This is a genomic window from Kitasatospora sp. NPDC088351, from assembly GCF_040685575.1.
Taxonomy (GTDB): domain Bacteria; phylum Actinomycetota; class Actinomycetes; order Streptomycetales; family Streptomycetaceae; genus Kitasatospora.
In genome coordinates, this window is the sequence record NZ_JBFBIL010000049.1 from 46,000 (window position 1) to 59,930 (window position 13,931).

20 protein-coding genes and 1 pseudogene are annotated in these 13,931 nt (G+C 67.4%); 12 read left to right on the top strand and 9 right to left on the bottom strand.

What is annotated here, in order from left to right:
* Positions 1–200: 200 nt before the first annotated feature.
* Positions 201–461 (bottom strand): RICIN domain-containing protein, encoded by a 261-nt coding sequence (locus AB0P06_RS27825; RefSeq protein WP_363611982.1) that lies wholly within the window; start codon positions 459–461, stop codon positions 201–203.
* Positions 462–486: 25 nt separating this feature from the next.
* On the opposite strand from AB0P06_RS27825, the pseudogene AB0P06_RS27830 reads away from it, so the two are divergent.
* Positions 487–627, top strand: a pseudogene (locus tag AB0P06_RS27830) (IS5/IS1182 family transposase); the annotation flags it as partial.
* Positions 628–638: 11 nt separating this feature from the next.
* On the opposite strand, the gene AB0P06_RS27835 reads toward AB0P06_RS27830, so the two are convergent.
* Positions 639–1,808, bottom strand: a complete 1,170-nt coding sequence (locus AB0P06_RS27835; protein WP_363611984.1) for a damage-control phosphatase ARMT1 family protein — start codon at positions 1,806–1,808, stop codon at positions 639–641.
* Positions 1,809–1,999: 191 nt separating this feature from the next.
* Between AB0P06_RS27835 and AB0P06_RS27840 the strand changes: the two genes are divergently transcribed.
* The 4 genes from AB0P06_RS27840 (at position 2,000) to AB0P06_RS27855 (ending at position 4,378) form a co-directional block, all read left to right on the top strand.
* Positions 2,000–2,518 (top strand): hypothetical protein, encoded by a 519-nt coding sequence (locus AB0P06_RS27840; RefSeq protein WP_363611986.1) that lies wholly within the window; start codon positions 2,000–2,002, stop codon positions 2,516–2,518.
* 35 nt (positions 2,519–2,553) lie between these two features.
* Positions 2,554–2,949 carry a hypothetical protein gene (locus AB0P06_RS27845; protein ID WP_363611988.1) on the top strand — a complete coding sequence of 132 codons (396 nt, stop codon included), beginning with the start codon at positions 2,554–2,556 and terminating at the stop codon, positions 2,947–2,949.
* A gap of 258 nt (positions 2,950–3,207) precedes the next feature.
* On the top strand, positions 3,208–3,711 hold the full coding sequence (locus AB0P06_RS27850) for a hypothetical protein (protein WP_363611990.1): 504 nt from the start codon (positions 3,208–3,210) through the stop codon (positions 3,709–3,711).
* A gap of 136 nt (positions 3,712–3,847) precedes the next feature.
* Positions 3,848–4,378, top strand: a complete 531-nt coding sequence (locus AB0P06_RS27855) for an SgcJ/EcaC family oxidoreductase (protein ID WP_363611992.1) — start codon at positions 3,848–3,850, stop codon at positions 4,376–4,378.
* 273 nt (positions 4,379–4,651) lie between these two features.
* Here the strand turns inward: AB0P06_RS27855 and AB0P06_RS27860 are convergent, their stop codons facing one another.
* Complete coding sequence (locus AB0P06_RS27860) at positions 4,652–4,975, bottom strand: hypothetical protein (protein ID WP_363611994.1); 324 nt, start codon at positions 4,973–4,975, stop codon at positions 4,652–4,654.
* Positions 4,976–4,984: 9 nt separating this feature from the next.
* A complete protein-coding gene (locus AB0P06_RS27865) occupies positions 4,985–5,494 on the bottom strand; it encodes a helix-turn-helix domain-containing protein (RefSeq protein ID WP_363611996.1) in 510 nt (169 codons plus the stop codon).
* A 279-nt stretch (positions 5,495–5,773) separates the two neighbouring features.
* Between AB0P06_RS27865 and AB0P06_RS27870 the strand changes: the two genes are divergently transcribed.
* On the top strand, positions 5,774–6,343 hold the full coding sequence (locus AB0P06_RS27870; protein WP_363611998.1) for a DUF3291 domain-containing protein: 570 nt from the start codon (positions 5,774–5,776) through the stop codon (positions 6,341–6,343).
* Positions 6,344–6,546: 203 nt separating this feature from the next.
* Here AB0P06_RS27870 and AB0P06_RS27875 read toward each other — a convergent pair whose 3' ends face one another.
* Positions 6,547–7,398: a LysR substrate-binding domain-containing protein gene (locus AB0P06_RS27875; protein ID WP_363612000.1), complete on the bottom strand. Its 852-nt coding sequence runs from the start codon at positions 7,396–7,398 to the stop codon at positions 6,547–6,549.
* An 81-nt stretch (positions 7,399–7,479) separates the two neighbouring features.
* Here AB0P06_RS27875 and AB0P06_RS27880 point away from each other — a divergent pair, with 81 nt between their 5' ends.
* The 6 genes from AB0P06_RS27880 (at position 7,480) to AB0P06_RS27905 (ending at position 11,841) form a co-directional block, all read left to right on the top strand.
* Positions 7,480–7,974, top strand: coding sequence for a cupin domain-containing protein (locus tag AB0P06_RS27880; protein ID WP_363612002.1), 495 nt, complete (start codon positions 7,480–7,482; stop codon positions 7,972–7,974).
* 172 nt (positions 7,975–8,146) lie between these two features.
* Positions 8,147–8,506: a DoxX family protein gene (locus AB0P06_RS27885; protein WP_363612004.1), complete on the top strand. Its 360-nt coding sequence runs from the start codon at positions 8,147–8,149 to the stop codon at positions 8,504–8,506.
* A gap of 87 nt (positions 8,507–8,593) precedes the next feature.
* Positions 8,594–9,139 carry a DUF6879 family protein gene (locus AB0P06_RS27890; protein WP_363612006.1) on the top strand — a complete coding sequence of 182 codons (546 nt, stop codon included), beginning with the start codon at positions 8,594–8,596 and terminating at the stop codon, positions 9,137–9,139.
* A 39-nt stretch (positions 9,140–9,178) separates the two neighbouring features.
* Positions 9,179–10,030: a helix-turn-helix transcriptional regulator gene (locus AB0P06_RS27895; protein WP_363612008.1), complete on the top strand. Its 852-nt coding sequence runs from the start codon at positions 9,179–9,181 to the stop codon at positions 10,028–10,030.
* A gap of 468 nt (positions 10,031–10,498) precedes the next feature.
* Positions 10,499–10,951: an NUDIX domain-containing protein gene (locus AB0P06_RS27900; protein WP_363612010.1), complete on the top strand. Its 453-nt coding sequence runs from the start codon at positions 10,499–10,501 to the stop codon at positions 10,949–10,951.
* The gene (locus tag AB0P06_RS27905; RefSeq protein ID WP_363612012.1) at positions 10,876–11,841 is read left to right on the top strand and encodes a hypothetical protein; all 966 of its coding nucleotides are present in this window, start codon (positions 10,876–10,878) and stop codon (positions 11,839–11,841) included. The genes AB0P06_RS27900 and AB0P06_RS27905 overlap by 76 nt, the downstream gene beginning before the upstream one ends.
* A gap of 310 nt (positions 11,842–12,151) precedes the next feature.
* On the opposite strand, the gene AB0P06_RS27910 is transcribed toward AB0P06_RS27905, so the two are convergent.
* From AB0P06_RS27910 to AB0P06_RS27925, 4 genes are read right to left on the bottom strand one after another with little or no spacing between them, the layout of a single operon-like run.
* The gene (locus tag AB0P06_RS27910; RefSeq protein WP_363612014.1) at positions 12,152–12,343 is read right to left on the bottom strand and encodes a DUF397 domain-containing protein; all 192 of its coding nucleotides are present in this window, start codon (positions 12,341–12,343) and stop codon (positions 12,152–12,154) included.
* Positions 12,344–12,384: 41 nt separating this feature from the next.
* On the bottom strand, positions 12,385–12,576 hold the full coding sequence (locus AB0P06_RS27915; RefSeq protein ID WP_363612016.1) for a DUF397 domain-containing protein: 192 nt from the start codon (positions 12,574–12,576) through the stop codon (positions 12,385–12,387).
* Positions 12,577–12,617: 41 nt separating this feature from the next.
* Entirely contained in the window at positions 12,618–12,821 is a 204-nt protein-coding gene (locus AB0P06_RS27920; RefSeq protein WP_363612018.1) for a DUF397 domain-containing protein, read from the bottom strand.
* Positions 12,814–13,728, bottom strand: coding sequence for a helix-turn-helix transcriptional regulator (locus AB0P06_RS27925; protein WP_363612020.1), 915 nt, complete (start codon positions 13,726–13,728; stop codon positions 12,814–12,816). Before AB0P06_RS27925 ends, AB0P06_RS27920 begins: the two co-directional genes overlap by 8 nt.
* Positions 13,729–13,931: the final 203 nt, after the last annotated feature.

Sequence of the window (13,931 nt, forward strand, 5' to 3'; positions counted from 1 at the left end):
CGTCACGTCGTAACAGGGTGGCCCCTCGCTCGGATGAGCGAGGGGCCACCGGCGGAACTCCGCGACGCCGCGCGCCCCGGGTCTCGTCATGACCCATGGTGCGCGCCTTCGCACCCAGGGCATCTCGGGGCCGTACCGGTCCGCGGCCACGTCCGCGCCGAGGATCCACGCTGCGGGGGCCGGCCGGGCACTGACGAAGATCAGCGCGCGATCGCCGACCACTTCTGGTTGGCGCTGCCGGTGGACGCCCACTGATCGGCGGTGGCACCGTTGTTGGTGGCCCAGCCGCCCATCTCCAGCACGAGAACGCGGTGGCCGTTGGTGATCCGCCAGCCCCCGCTGGGGCTGTTGCGCTCCCAGCTCCAACTCTGCTTCATACCGCGGGTGCAGTCCCACTGGCGGACCGGTGCGCCGTTGTCGGTCCGCCAGTCCGCGACCTCCAGGCACTTTCCGCTGTGCACGTTTACCGAACCGGATGACCATGGCCTCGGGCGGTCGCGCGGCGGGCTGACCACCAAGCTGCACCTGGCTGTGGAACGGGGGCAGAAGCCACTGTCGCTGCGCGTCACCGCCGGCCAGCGCCATGACAGCCCGCAGTTCCAGCCGGTCCCGGAGGGCATCCGGGTGCCCCGCACGGGTCACGCCTGGGCGTGGACCTGGATGATGCCGTACTTGCCGCTGGTCCGCCACGGCTCCCCCGTGGCCTCCAGCCCGGCGACCACCGGTCCGTCCAGACCGACGATGACGTCCGACTTCAACGTGCGGAGCGCTGCCACAGGGGAGGGGAAGTGGCCGACCCGCTCGGCGAACGGGACCGTGGCGTCCCAGAGCTGGTCCCCGACGAGGCGGCGGTAGTTGAGGTCGCCCTTGGTGATCGTCAGCGTGGCGCCGGAGAGCTCGCTGCTGAGATCGGCGGGCATGTCGTGGAACGGCAGCGGCGCGCAGAAGAACTGGTGCGTGCGGACCGTGAGGGTGCCGCTGTTCATCGCCTGCCAGAGCCGGCGGCCGATCAGTTCCGCTTCCCGGCCCGGGCCGCTGCGGAGCCGGTCGACGGTCGCGAGGACGTCCGCGGTGGTCGCGTCCGACACGTAGTAGGGGAAGGGCTTGACGTACAGGACGATCTCGGCGGCGATCCCGCTCGCGAGGAGGTGGTCGATCAGGACGAGGTCGGGCAGCAGCTCCCGGCCGGCGTTGTCCGCGACGACGCAGACCCTCGGGTCGCGCGCGGCCGCGAGCATGGACCACAGGAGCGGGCCGTCGTCGGCGATCAGCGCGGGCAGCGGGGCGTCGTCGGCCGAGGCGGTGATCTGGAAACCGAGGTCGGCCCGGTTGCCCCAGAGCGCCGACGCGAGCAGCACCTCGCCCCGCTTCTCGGTGGCCAGAGAGGGCAGGCCGCTGAGGGCCGCCAGCTCGGCGTCGACGGCCGGGCCGGCGAGTTCGGCGTGCTTGAACGGTGCGAACGGGTCGATGCCCTGCCAAGTCCCGGGCCGGAAGAAGCCGGTGGCTTCGAGCAGCCTGCGGTAGAAGTAGCTCTCGGCCCACAGGAACGGCGCCTCGCTCCACGGCCGTCCGAACACGCCCTCGCCGCCCCACTCCAGCCACTGCTGGTGATCGTGGGCACTCTCGTCGAGCGGCTCCAGCACACCGCTGGTGCTCTCGGCGAGGAGTTCTTCGATCGCGGTTCGCTCGAACGGCCCGTAAGGCAGTGCGTCGAGCACCTGCTGGATGAGCTTCGGGTGCCGCTCGTGGAAGACGCCCCGGGCGAACGAACCGGGGGTGCCGCTCAGGATCACGGGTGCGGTGGGCATGTTCGGACTCCGGGTCGTGGGGACGGACATCTCGGCGGTCATCCTCGCGGAGGCGGAGGGCCCGGCCGTGAACCCCGGCTCCGGGGAGCCCGGAGTCGCATGCCGGGGTACCGTTGTTCGTTTCCGTCGTCGTCGCGACCGACGCAGGCGAGCCGGCGACCGCGCCCCGAGTTTCGCGAGATGGAGTCACCGTGTCCTCGAACGTCTTCCGCAGCGGCATCGGACGGCTGCTCTTCGACCGGGGGCCCGATGAGCTGAGGGTCTGGAGTGTGGCACAGGTGCCGAGGAGCACACTGTACGGTGCCCCCGTCGAGGCCAACATTCTGCTCGAAGGTACCGACGACATCGACCAGGCCGATCTTCTCCTGGTCGGCGAGGTACTCGGCAGGCTCGACCACTACCTTGAGACGGGGCTCCGCTTCGTGCGCGAGGCGTTGGAGGCCGACCCGGCTTTCTTCGGTCTCACCGAAGCGGAGTCGGAGTCCTACCGCGGCCTGCCTGTCGCAGACTTTCCTCTGGATTCCCCGCAGCTCAACTTCTACATCGACGAGTGGCACCTGCGTTTCGCCGAGGGGCGTATGCCCATCTGCGACCCCTACGGTCTCGTGATCGTGTTCAACGGGCAACGGCCGTTGAAAGTGGAGGACTTGAGCGACGCCACTGCCGTCGACGCCGATGACACCGACGGCTCGGGGCGACAGGATTCCTGAACCACCGGCAGGTTCTTCACGGAGTGCGACTCCGCATGATGTGGCCCGATGCCCTGGTCGAGACGGCGAAGCAGATCACCGTCCCGATCGAGTTCGCCATGCCGTGGGACAACGAGCGCATCCCGCGCGAGGCCGGCCTCGCGCTGTTCGACGCCTTCGCCTCGAAGGAGAGGACGTCGCACGCCAACACGGGCCAGCACTTCGACATGCCCAGGTTCGAGGCCGACAGCGCGGCCCGGTTCCTCGCCCGGCACCTTGGCCGGACGGTCACCTCACCGGCCCGAGGTGAGCGGCAGCGGCGTCCGGTCCGCCGATCGGGCGCCGCGACCGCGGCCCGGGAGTCCTTCGGCCAGGTGGTGTCCTGGTCGTCTCGGCCAACAGCGACACGGACAAGCGCGAGTTGGACCAGCTCTGGGCCAGTACTCCGGTGACCGGGCGCCCGGCCCGCGAGGGCGCCACCCCTTCAGGCCGAGGAAGTCGGCCTGAAGGGGGCGCCGACGGCGAAGCGGCGTGCTCAGCGGGCGCCTGGGGCGTCCGGCAACCGCACGACGGCGGTACCGGCCTGGGACTCGCCGAACCGCCGGCTCCGCACCCCACAGCTCCACCTGATCCGACGTCACCACGCGACGATCATTGCGGGCAGGATGACCCACGCGGCGAGTGTCGCCGCGACACCACGGGAGACCCGCATGGCTGACTACTTTCCGTACCGCATCGTGACCAGGAGAGGGGACCTGACGCTGATCTGGCGGCCCGGCGAGGGCGATGCACCCGATGAGCTCCTCGTTGACGACCTCGGAGGACTCCTCGCGTTCCAAGACCTCAAGACGCTGCGGGAATACTGTGAGCGCAACGACCGGGAGCTCATCTGGGAGGGCGAAGGCACTCTCGATCTGGCCGTCGTACGGCGATGGGTCGAGCACCCCGACCTTGACTCGGTGTCGGCAGGACTGCTGTTGGAGGCGTGGAACTTCTTCGAAGACCTCTCCCGCAGCCTGAAGGCCGGCCCGCCCCTTCCCTCCCAGGGATCAATCCACGACAGCGCCTACGAAAAGATATTCGGCGGTGACGCTCTCGAACCGACCGCCGGCGAGGGAGCCTGGACGGACGAGGAGACCGCGGCCGTGCGCGAACTCCTCCGAGCCGGGCTGGACCTCTGGGAGCATGCCGTGCGTGGGTCCGGCACCGGCTGATCGAATCTCCGGGTCTTTCCGCGCACCCAGCTCAAGTGCCGCTGGACACCAGTCCTGTCGGCATGCGAGATCGACTGCGCTGGGCGAGGCTGGGTGAAGCCGTCCGTTCGACCACCGATGACCCAGGAGGTGCTGAATGAGACGCACGCACTATGCCGCGATCGCGGTCACCGCCGCTGTGCTGTTCACGGGAACCGGAGCGACGTACGCGGCCGGAAGCGACGTACGGCCTGCCGTGACGCACAGTACTCTGGCAGGCACCGCGCAGCCCGCCACCGTCACGCCGCCCACTCCAGGGCAGATCGCCGCCCTGTTCGACGGCTGGAACGCGGCACTGGCCACCGGCGACCCGAACCGTGTCGCGGATCTCTACGCCCCGGGCGCCGTGCTGCTGCCCACCGTCGCAAGCATCCGCACCACCCGCGCCGGGATCGTCGATTACTTCACGAAATTTCTGGAGAGCAAGCCCGTCGGAAAGATCCAGGAGCGGTACATCAACATCCTGAACGATACGAGCGCCATCGACACGGGCCTCTACCAGTTCACGCTGACCGACAAGGACGGCAGCAAGAGTACGATCAACGCCCGCTACACCTACGTGTACGAGTTGCGTGGCGGCCACTGGCTGATCATCAACCACCACTCCTCGAAGGTGCCTACGGGCTGAGATCCGTCTCCTGGCCTCCGCCCCTTGTTCCATGCGGGTGCTGCGAGGCTCGCCCCCACAGCCTCGCAGCACCCGACGTCGAAAATGTCCGTTTCGGTGGTCATCACCACGATCGTCAAGCCGCAGCAGCGTGTCTCAGCGCGCATTCACCCGCGCGGCCCCGGCCATCGGTCGGTACACAAACGGAGCCGGACGCGGCCGCTGCGTGCCGTTGACGCAGCCAGGGATGAGCGGCTATCCGCAGGGCGGAGACCGGTGGCCGCTGCGGCCTGACTACAGCGACGCCCGCGAGGCTGCCCCCGCGAAGGCGACATGCAGGTCGATGACGACCTCCTCGCCCTCCCAGCGGCCGCGCTCCGAGATCTCAAGGCCGATCAGTGCCAGATCACCAGCCTGGCCCCGCAGCTCGTACTGCTCATGGGTCTCCTCACCGAGGTCACCCAACTCGTCACGCTCCCAAGCGGCCACCGCGGCCTCGGCCACAGCCCTGGGCAGTCGCACCGTGACACGGCCGACCTGGGCGTCGACATGCTCCCCGATCGCTGCCAGCACCTTCGAGTCTTCCCGATACCGGACGTACTCCTCTTGATCCACCACAGGGCGAGGCTACTCGGACTGCTGGACCGGTCCCGACTGAATCAACCCGGCGTCTATGCGGTCAGAGCACTGGCCCTCAGCGGGCCGGGTCGCCCGGGTGATCCACTCAAGGTACGGCAGCGGCCCGGACAGGATCGGCAGTGCGATTACCTCCGGGATGAAGATCCAGGAGCGGTGCTGCCAGGGTTTGAGCGCGTCCTGGGCGAGCCGGCGGCGCACGGTCGACGCCGACATGAACGGGGCGATGCCCCGCCGGGCGGCCTCGCGGGCCAGTTCCGGGCACGACCAGCGTGAGAGCGGTACTTCACTCTCGGCAGGCAGCCGGCAGGTCGGCGCCCTGACCTCAGCGGCCTGCAGCGGTGTGAACGAGGCGGGACGGCCGCAGCGTTGACGGTCTTCGAGCCCGGGCAGGCCCGCCTGGGCGAACCGGCCACGCCAGCGGCGCACGGTGTCCAAATGCAGCCCCGTCTCCCGGGCGATGCATGCGTTGGGGCGTCCACGCGCGGCGTGCAGCACCACTGTGCCCGCACCCGCAGCCTGCCCCGCCCGTCACCGCCCCAGCCCCCGTAATGACCGGTGCAAGAGGCCACTTGGGCAGGAAAAACGCAACTTCGACATGGGCCGCAGAGGCAGCTATCTTCACCTGGTCTTCGGCGATCGCCCACGGCCGCACAGGAGTTCCTTCAGGCCGAGCCACCCGCGACGGGACGAGTCGGTCACGCCCCACGAATCCTCGCCCCCATGCCCAAGCCACCGAACCAGGTCCACACCAGGCACCCCCCGACCAGGGAGAGACGCATGCCCCGTCTTGCGCTGTACACATTCGGCGTCCTGCAGTCACCTCTCGCCGATCCCGCACCTCTCACACGCGAACTCCACGACAGCGGCGAGGCCATCTACCGGAAGATCAGCCGGCACCCCGGATACCTCGCTCATGCCGAAGCGGCGGACGGCGGCCAGGGCACACACTTCGACCTGGACTGGGGTGCGTGGGGAGAGTTCGTCGTACCGACCTGGTACGGCAAGGGCCAGACGGTGGAAACCATCGCCCTGGCCGCGACACTCTCACTCTGGACCGACCTGCGCCCCGCCTTCGACGCCATCTACACCGGTCTGCACCGTGAGGCGCTGAACAGGCGTTACGACTGGTTCGAGAGGACAGGACACCCGGCTTACGTGTTCTGGTGGGTCTCCGACGGCGTGACACCCACCTGGCAGGACGGGGTTTCCAGGCTGGAACACCTCCACGACCACGGCTCCGCGCCGCACGCCTTCACCTTCCACCACTCGTTCGCCCCGGACGGAACTCCGACCAGGATCGAAGGCATCGGGCCGAAGAGCGACCGGTTCGCTGACAAGGAAGCCTGAACGACTGGGTTCGCTGTCAAACGCCTCGATTGAATGACGGCGAACAGATGCGTCTGCGCTACGGCGGATCCGCCAGTACCTGGGGCTTCGCCCTCTACCTCGCGAGCACCGACGAGCACCAAGACGCCATCCTGCCCACCAGCGGCTTCGCCGGCACCCCCGAAGACGCCCTCGACTGCGCCTGCGGCACCGGTTGTTGGTGCTCAGTGACGGTACGAGGCCGTCGCGGTCCTGACGAAGGATCGGATCAACGGGTTGGTGTCGCCTTCGTTCCACACCGCCACCACTTGGCTCGGCGGCATGTCGATCAGCGGCACCACGGCCAGTTCCGAGGGCAGGTCGTGTCCGAGCGGGGCCAGGCCGACCGTGCCGTTCCACAGCACGGTCTGCAGGCATTCCTGGACGGCGCGCACCACTGGGCCTTCGCGCGGCCTGCCGCCGTTCCAGTACGACTGCCAGACGGGGTCGGTACCCTGCGGGAACTGGAACCAGCGGCGGTCGTTCAGCTCGGCCAGGCGCAGCCCGTCGCGGCGGGCCAGCGGATCGTCGGCGCGCAGGACCACGCCGACCGGATCGGTCCGCAGTGCCCGCATCGTCAGGGCGGTCTCGTCGAATGGTGCCCGAGTCAATGCGATGTCGACCAGTCCGGCGCGCAGCCCGCAGGTTGGGTCGGTCAGGTCGGTGTCGCGGATGCGGATGTCGATGCCGGGGTGGCTTCGGCGGTAGGCGGCGGCCAGCCTGCCCACTCCCGGGTCGGTGCTGTCGCCCAGGATGCCGATGGTGATGGTCGCGACGCCGGCCGCCTCGCTCACGAGTCCCCGGACGCGGTCGGCATGGTCGAGCAGGGCCCGCGCCTCGTCGAGCAGCACCGAGCCCGCCGGGGTGAGCGTGACCCCCGTGGGCGAGCGGGTCAACAGCAGGGCCCCGACATCGGCCTCCAACTGCTTGATCGCCCGGCTCAGCGGCGGCTGACTCATGTGCAGTCGGGTGGCGGCCCGGCCGAAATGGAGTTCCTCGGCGACCGCCACGAAGTAGCGCAAGGTCCTTAGCTCCACACTGCAACGATACCCACCGGGTATCGGCGCCACGGGATGGGTCTTGGACGCGGGCAGGTTCTCGGCGGTGCACTTGTGAGCATGACCGAAGAAGCGAAGACCAGCGCGTCACAGACTGATCCCGTCGTGTCAGTGGTGGGTCCCGGTGACGGCGAGACGATTGTTCTGGGCACCACGCGCATGCGCGTTCTGGAGGACGGCAGCCACACCGGGCACCGCCTCGCGATCGCCGAGTCCGTCCTCGCCCCGCACACCCAGGGGCCGCCGCAGCACCGCCATGGCCTGCACGACGAGGGCTTCTACATCCTCTCCGGCACCGTGCGGTTCACCGTCGGGGACGAGGACTACGACGCCGCCGTGGGCACGCTCGTGATGGTTCCGCCCGGTACCCCGCACACCTTCGCCAACCTGACCGACCTACCCGCCGTCATGCTCAGCACCTTCACCCCCGACCTGTACGTGCAGTACTTCCGGGACCTCCAGGAGGTGCTCGGCAGCGGCCGACCGCTGACGCCGCTGGCCAACATCGACGCGATGAGCCGCTACGCAACCGAGCCCGCTGCCGACCTCGCCTGAAGCCGACGGCATGGTCCGGACCGGCCACCTTCCTTCGACCGGCAGGGCGGTGGCGCTTCCACGGTCCGTCGTCCGAGTCCCTCGGACGACGGACCGGGCCTTCACCAGGACTCTTCTGGCAAGCGACGCGATCGACGGGTCCCCGTGAACCGGTGGCCCATGAACGGGAACCATGAACATCGCCTATTGGATCGTCGCGGGGCTGCTCGCGCTCTTCTACTTCTATGCAGGCACGCTGAAGGTGATCCGCAGCCGCGATCAACTCCGACCGATGATGGCCTGGGTCGATCGCGTACCCCTGCCTGCCCTCAGGGCGCTGGGGGCGGTCGAGATACTCGGTGCGACCGGCCTGATCCTGCCACCGCTGACCGGCATCGCTGTCTTGTCGGCGCCAGCCGCGGCCATCGGCTTCGTACTCCTCCAGACCGGCGCGATCGCCGTGCACCTGATGGGCCAAGACCGCCGGATCGCACTCAACGCCGGGCTCACCGTCACCGCAGCCGTGACCATCTGGCTGGCCACCAGGCTGTGATCGAGCACGGTCCTCGACCGGCGGACGCGACTACAAGTGTGGCCACCCACGGGGCGCTGTTGGTGCCGATCATCAGGGAGGCGTGTTGTGTCGCAGAACGCAGGGCAGCCGGCGGTGCCCGGCTTTGATGACCTGCTGGCCGGGGCTCAACGGTCGGCGGTGCATCTGGAGATGCGAGACGCCTACGGCGTGGGTGGCGAGTCCTCCGGTTTCAGGCGGTGGCAGAAGACCGGCGAGCGGGACAACGACCCGAGCTCGGACTACTGGCGGCCGTGGGTCGAGCAGATCGCGGCGACTGTTGCCCGTGGCGTGGTGATCCGCCGCGCCCGGATCGTGTCGGAGCCTGTGACCGACTACATCCGGTACGAGTACGGCGGCACCGTTGTCAACCTCGCGTCCGGGGAACAGGTCCGGTGGTTGCCGAGGCGTCAGGCCTCGGACCTGGTACTTCCGGGGAACGACTTCTGGGTCTTCGACGGGGGGACGGTTGTCTTCAACCACTTCACCGGTGACGGGGACTGGGCTGAACCTCCGAAGGAGCTCCGGACCGAACCGGCTGTGGCGAAGCTGTGCGTGGACGCCTTCGAATCGGTCTGGGAGCGGGCCACCCCGCACGACCAGTACAACGTCTGACCCTCGCCGCAGCAGCTACGAACACCGGACAGCCAGCTCATGCCGTCAGCTTCCCCGTCATCCAGCGCTCAAGCCGCACGGAAGGCGCTCGCAGATCGACTTCAGGGCATCCGGAAGGATGCGGGGATCAACGGGCGTGAACTGTCTGCCCGGTGTGGCTGGCACCCTGCCAAGACCTCACGCATCCAGGATGGCCAAACCGCCCCGTCCGAAGCCGACATCAGGGCGTGGTGCGAGGCGTGCGGAGCCGGAGATCAGGTGGACGACCTGATCGCGGTGTCAAGGGCCGTCGAGTCCATGTACATGGAGTGGCGAAGGCTTCGGGCCGGCGGCCTTCGGAACCTCCAGGACTCGTACGCCAAGCTGTACGAGGAGACCAAGGCGTTTCGCTTCTACACCTCGGACGTGATCCCTGGTGTTCTCCAGACCTCGGCTTATGCGACAGCGATCATGTCCCGCTTTGTTGATGCGAGCCGGACGTCCGATGACCTGGAGCGGGCTGTCGCGGCCAAGATGGAGCGGGCGAAGGTGATCCATACTGGTGATCACCGCTTCGTTTTTGTCGTTGAAGAGTCCGTGCTGCGCTACCGGCTCGGGAACGCGGAGGTGATGGCAGGTCAACTTGGGCATTTGCTCGCCGTCATCTCACTGCCGCGTGTCAGCCTGGGGATCATTCCATTCACCGCTGAGCGGACCATATGGCCCGTGGAGTCCTTCCGGGTCCACGACGATCAGCGAGTGCAGGTCGAACTCGTCTCAGCTGCCGTGAACGTGACGACGCCCGGTGAGGTGCGCGAGTACGTACGAACGTTCGCTGAGCTGCAATCACTTGCCGTCTATGGGGCAGAGGCTCGGGCTCTTATCGTGGCGGCGACAGAGGCACTTGGCTGATCAGAGCGCAACTATCCGCAACTTTCTTGAGGCCGGCTTCTGGCTCTTCCTACGCTCGTCACGAGAGGTGAATCCCGAGCGAAGAGGAGCCGGCTATGTCTGGCTGAGTACGACTCCAGCGTCGCCGCTGCTGTGTGCTCGAAGCCGTGTTCGTCCGGCTGGCCGTTCTGCGAGTGAGGCGAAGCGAAGTGCCTGCGCAAGGGGCCGGCCGAGGAGCACGCTGGGTGGCTGCTGTTCGATCTCTGCACCCCGGCTCTCTGGGTCGCCCACCGCCCCAGGAGCGTAAGTTCCCGTAGCTGCCGCCGCAGCCGCGCAAGCGGTCGCGCATACGAAGCGCGGGCGCTATCGGCACCGCCGCTGACATTACGTAGGGTGATCAGAATATCACGGATTTGGTGTGCGGGTCGTCGGGTGCGGGATGGTGGGTCGACCGCGCGAGCGGCGTGCGGACGTGGAAGGGGCCGAACGTTGAAGAAGATCGCTGCGAAGCTCTGGCGGATCATCAGGGGTCCGATGCAGTGGCGCGTTCTGTGGCTGTGGCACTCGAAGTTCATGGTCGGCGTGACGGGCATCGTTCGTGACCAGGACGGCCGAGTGCTGCTGCTGAAGCACCGGATGTGGCCGGAGGGTCGGCAGTGGGGCTTGCCAACCGGCTACGCGAACGCGAAGGAGACCTTCGAGGACACCATCGTGCGCGAGGTCCGCGAGGAGGCCGGGCTCACGGTGAAGGTGTGCGAGCTGGCGCACCTGAAGAGCGGTTACAAGCTGCGTGTCGAAGTCGCCTACGAGGCCCTGTACGTCAGCGGCCGGATCAAGGTGGCCTCGTTCGAGATCCTGGAGGCTCGATGGTTCTCACCGGACAATCTTCCCGAGGGAGTGCAGGAGTCGCACCAACAGTTGATCGGACGTCGGCGGTTCTGACCCTCGGTCGATCGCTCACGCCCTCGTGCCTGGGGCCGAACGAGCACCTGGCCGGCGACCTGGCCGAGCAGTCCGAGCTGGCGTATCTGCTGGCCGCGCGACGGGCGACGACGGCGCTCGACCAGGCGCACCCGCACGTGACGTTCTCGCTGCTGCACTGGGTGCTGGACACCTGGGTGGATGACGCGGCGCGGGAGGTGTTCCGGCAGGGCGCGTATCTACTGGCCGACCGGTACCGGGAATTGGGATTGAGTCAGCTGTTGCCGATTGATCGGGTGTGGGTCGGGGTGCGCTCGATCCGGTCCGATGCGTTCGGCGGGTTTCACCACCCGAACCAGGGTTACCGGCATCTCCAGTTGGCGTCGGTGATCACGCCCGAGGGGCAGGTGATACGCAGCCGGTACGGGATCAACTGGCGTGACCTACAAGGGCGAACGTACTCCGCCCGCGATAGGGACGACGCCACGTCGACGCGGAATCTGGGCATCGTGATGGAGGGGGCCACTGATCGGGAGGCCCGGACGATCGCAGCTGCGGTGGCCGACCGCCTGGGCCTGGCCGGGCGCGTCGCCGTGCATGACCGCCTGGCTTTCCGCGATACCACGGGGCGGCTGGAGCCGGCCGACTTCGACCACGTCGAGCCCGGTGTTGCGACCCTGTTCCACCTGGCGATGGCCGGATACGAACACGGCGTCGGGGCTCGGTACCAGTGCTTCCTCGCAGAGATGGGCGGGGCCGACGCGGAGACGTTGCACGAACTGATAGTCGGGGCCGTGATCACCGGTGATCTGGCCAAGCTGGCGGGGTGGCTCGATCAGCGGCACGGTTCACGAGCGTTCCCCCGTATCTTCCGCTCGCCGGCCTACACGGGACCTGACCCCGGAGAGTAGGACCGGGACAGACCCTCGGTACGCCGGGCTGGTCGACCGATACCGGAGGGACCTGGAATCACCGGGCTCGACCCCTGTCTATCCCGCGTCTCTTGGCCCGTCTCACTGTCGGTTCGGACCAGCTTTCGGCGCTAGGTTCCGCGGACACCTTTCCGGCGGCCACCTTGGCCGCGCTGAGCTCTTCCTCTGTCTGACGGCTGGCGATCAGGGGCCCCGGTGTGTCGGACTCGCTGTTGACGCGTGCGGTCACGGCGGCCCCTCGCTCGGGTGAGCGAGGGGCCGCCGGTGGGTGTGGGGGTCAGGCGGTGGGTCAGGCGTGGTGGTCGAATTCGCCGGCTTTGGCGCCTTGGAGGAACTTGGCGAATTTGGTGGGGGTGGTGCGGACGATGATGTCGCCGGTGTCGGATTCGCGGAGTTCGACCAGGCCGTTGGCGGTACGCACTTCGACGCAGTCATTGTGTGCGGCGGAGTAGCTGGATTTCTGCCAGTCGGTGTTGAACATCTCAGCCCCAGGTCGTGAGGGGTGTTGCTGGTTGGCGTGGGTCAGGCGTGGTGGTCGAACTCGCCTGCCTTGATGCCTTGGAGGAACTTGGCGAACTTGGTGGGGGTGGTGCGGACGATGATGTCGCCGGTGTCGGATTCGCGGAGTTCGACCAGGCCGTTGGCGGTACGCACTTCGATGCAGTTGTCGCTTGCGGCGGAGTAGCTGGATTTCTGCCAGTTGGTGTTGGACATCTCAGCCCTAGGTTGTGAGGTGTGTTGCTGGTCGGTCGGGGTCAGGCGGTGGGGCTGGCGTGGTGGTCGAATTCGCCGGCTTTGGCGCCTTGGAGGAACTTGGCGAACTTGGTGGGGGTGGTGCGGACGATGATGTCGCCGGTGTCGGACTCGCGGAGTTGGACCAGCCCGTCGATGGTACGTACCTCGACGCAGTCATTGTTCGCGCCGGAGTAACTGGACTTCTGCCATGCGGAACTAGCCATGCTTACTTTCCATTTCCTTCTTGATGGACTGAATGAAGTCTCGGGACTCCTCCTCGGAGAGGGCGGTTGTTGCCATCTGGGTGAGGACGGCCCGAAACTTTGCAACGTGGGCCGGGGCATCGAAGAGTGGGCAGCCGGGCCCGGTGTCCATCTGTGCGGTGTCCAACTCGGGAATCGGCCCCTCGGCGTAGGTGAAGTTCTCGCTGGGGCTGGGTAGAGCGTCGACGGAGAACGGAACCACTCGGACTGAGGTGCCCGGCCTCTCGGAGTCCTCGATGAGGGAGTCGAGCTGCTCGGCGAGGACCTTTGTTCCACTGAACTGCATCCGCAGTGCTGCCTCATGGATGAACGCAGAGTACGGCGTGGTGCCGGACCTCACGATGCGCTGCCTCAGCATGCGAAAAGCCGTCCTGAGGTCGACCTCGTGACGGGGCAGAGGTGGGAATGACCCGGAGAATACGGCAGATGCGTAGGCGCCGGTCTGGAGAAGTCCAGGGACGAACGTGATCGTGTAGGTCGAGAGCCTCCGCGCGTGGCCTTCGAGCTCCGCGACCTCAAGGAAGTCCGTGGCCAGGGTTCCGCGGTACTCCTCCCACCAGCCGGGCTTCTCGCGCTCCGTGATGATGTCGGCGAGAGCGTCGATCAGAGGCTGATTGACGCACATGCACGCTGCGGCGATCGTACGCAGGCGTTCCACGCTGATGCCGATCTTCCCTGACTCCATCTGCGTCACCTGGGCGGGGTTCATTCCGACCGCGCGGCCGAGCTGGCTTCCGCCGAAGCCGGCTTGCTCGCGCATCCTTCGCAGCTCTGCGCCCAGCCTTCGTTGACGGAGCGTTGGATTCGGTCGAGCCATGGGTTCCTTCCGGGCCAGGGGTGTTCTCAGTCTGCCGTGCTGGCTGGACATCGGTCCATTCGGAGCCGGTGTTCGGGCTGTCGTTGCCACGTTAGGGGGAACATCGCGAATCCATGTAAAAGTTACCATCGATGTGCGTTATGGTCGTCGCCAGGTCGATCCGACGGATCGTCAGTAACGCCTGTTTCCCGGGCAGTAGGCGCCTGCTGCCCCCGCACCGCAGAGCAGCCATGCGTGGCGTCACCAGTCCCGTT

Coding starts and splice junctions, on each gene's coding strand:
- AB0P06_RS27835 (WP_363611984.1), bottom strand. CDS start 1,808: ATGCCCACCGCACCCGTGATCCTGAGCGGCACCCCCGGTTCGTTCGCC.
- AB0P06_RS27845 (WP_363611988.1), top strand. CDS start 2,554: ATGATGTGGCCCGATGCCCTGGTCGAGACGGCGAAGCAGATCACCGTC.
- AB0P06_RS27850 (WP_363611990.1), top strand. CDS start 3,208: ATGGCTGACTACTTTCCGTACCGCATCGTGACCAGGAGAGGGGACCTG.
- AB0P06_RS27855 (WP_363611992.1), top strand. CDS start 3,848: ATGAGACGCACGCACTATGCCGCGATCGCGGTCACCGCCGCTGTGCTG.
- AB0P06_RS27870 (WP_363611998.1), top strand. CDS start 5,774: ATGCCCCGTCTTGCGCTGTACACATTCGGCGTCCTGCAGTCACCTCTC.
- AB0P06_RS27880 (WP_363612002.1), top strand. CDS start 7,480: ATGACCGAAGAAGCGAAGACCAGCGCGTCACAGACTGATCCCGTCGTG.
- AB0P06_RS27885 (WP_363612004.1), top strand. CDS start 8,147: ATGAACATCGCCTATTGGATCGTCGCGGGGCTGCTCGCGCTCTTCTAC.
- AB0P06_RS27895 (WP_363612008.1), top strand. CDS start 9,179: ATGCCGTCAGCTTCCCCGTCATCCAGCGCTCAAGCCGCACGGAAGGCG.
- AB0P06_RS27905 (WP_363612012.1), top strand. CDS start 10,876: ATGGTTCTCACCGGACAATCTTCCCGAGGGAGTGCAGGAGTCGCACCA.
- AB0P06_RS27910 (WP_363612014.1), bottom strand. CDS start 12,343: ATGTTCAACACCGACTGGCAGAAATCCAGCTACTCCGCCGCACACAAT.
- AB0P06_RS27915 (WP_363612016.1), bottom strand. CDS start 12,576: ATGTCCAACACCAACTGGCAGAAATCCAGCTACTCCGCCGCAAGCGAC.
- AB0P06_RS27920 (WP_363612018.1), bottom strand. CDS start 12,821: ATGGCTAGTTCCGCATGGCAGAAGTCCAGTTACTCCGGCGCGAACAAT.
- AB0P06_RS27925 (WP_363612020.1), bottom strand. CDS start 13,728: ATGTCCAGCCAGCACGGCAGACTGAGAACACCCCTGGCCCGGAAGGAA.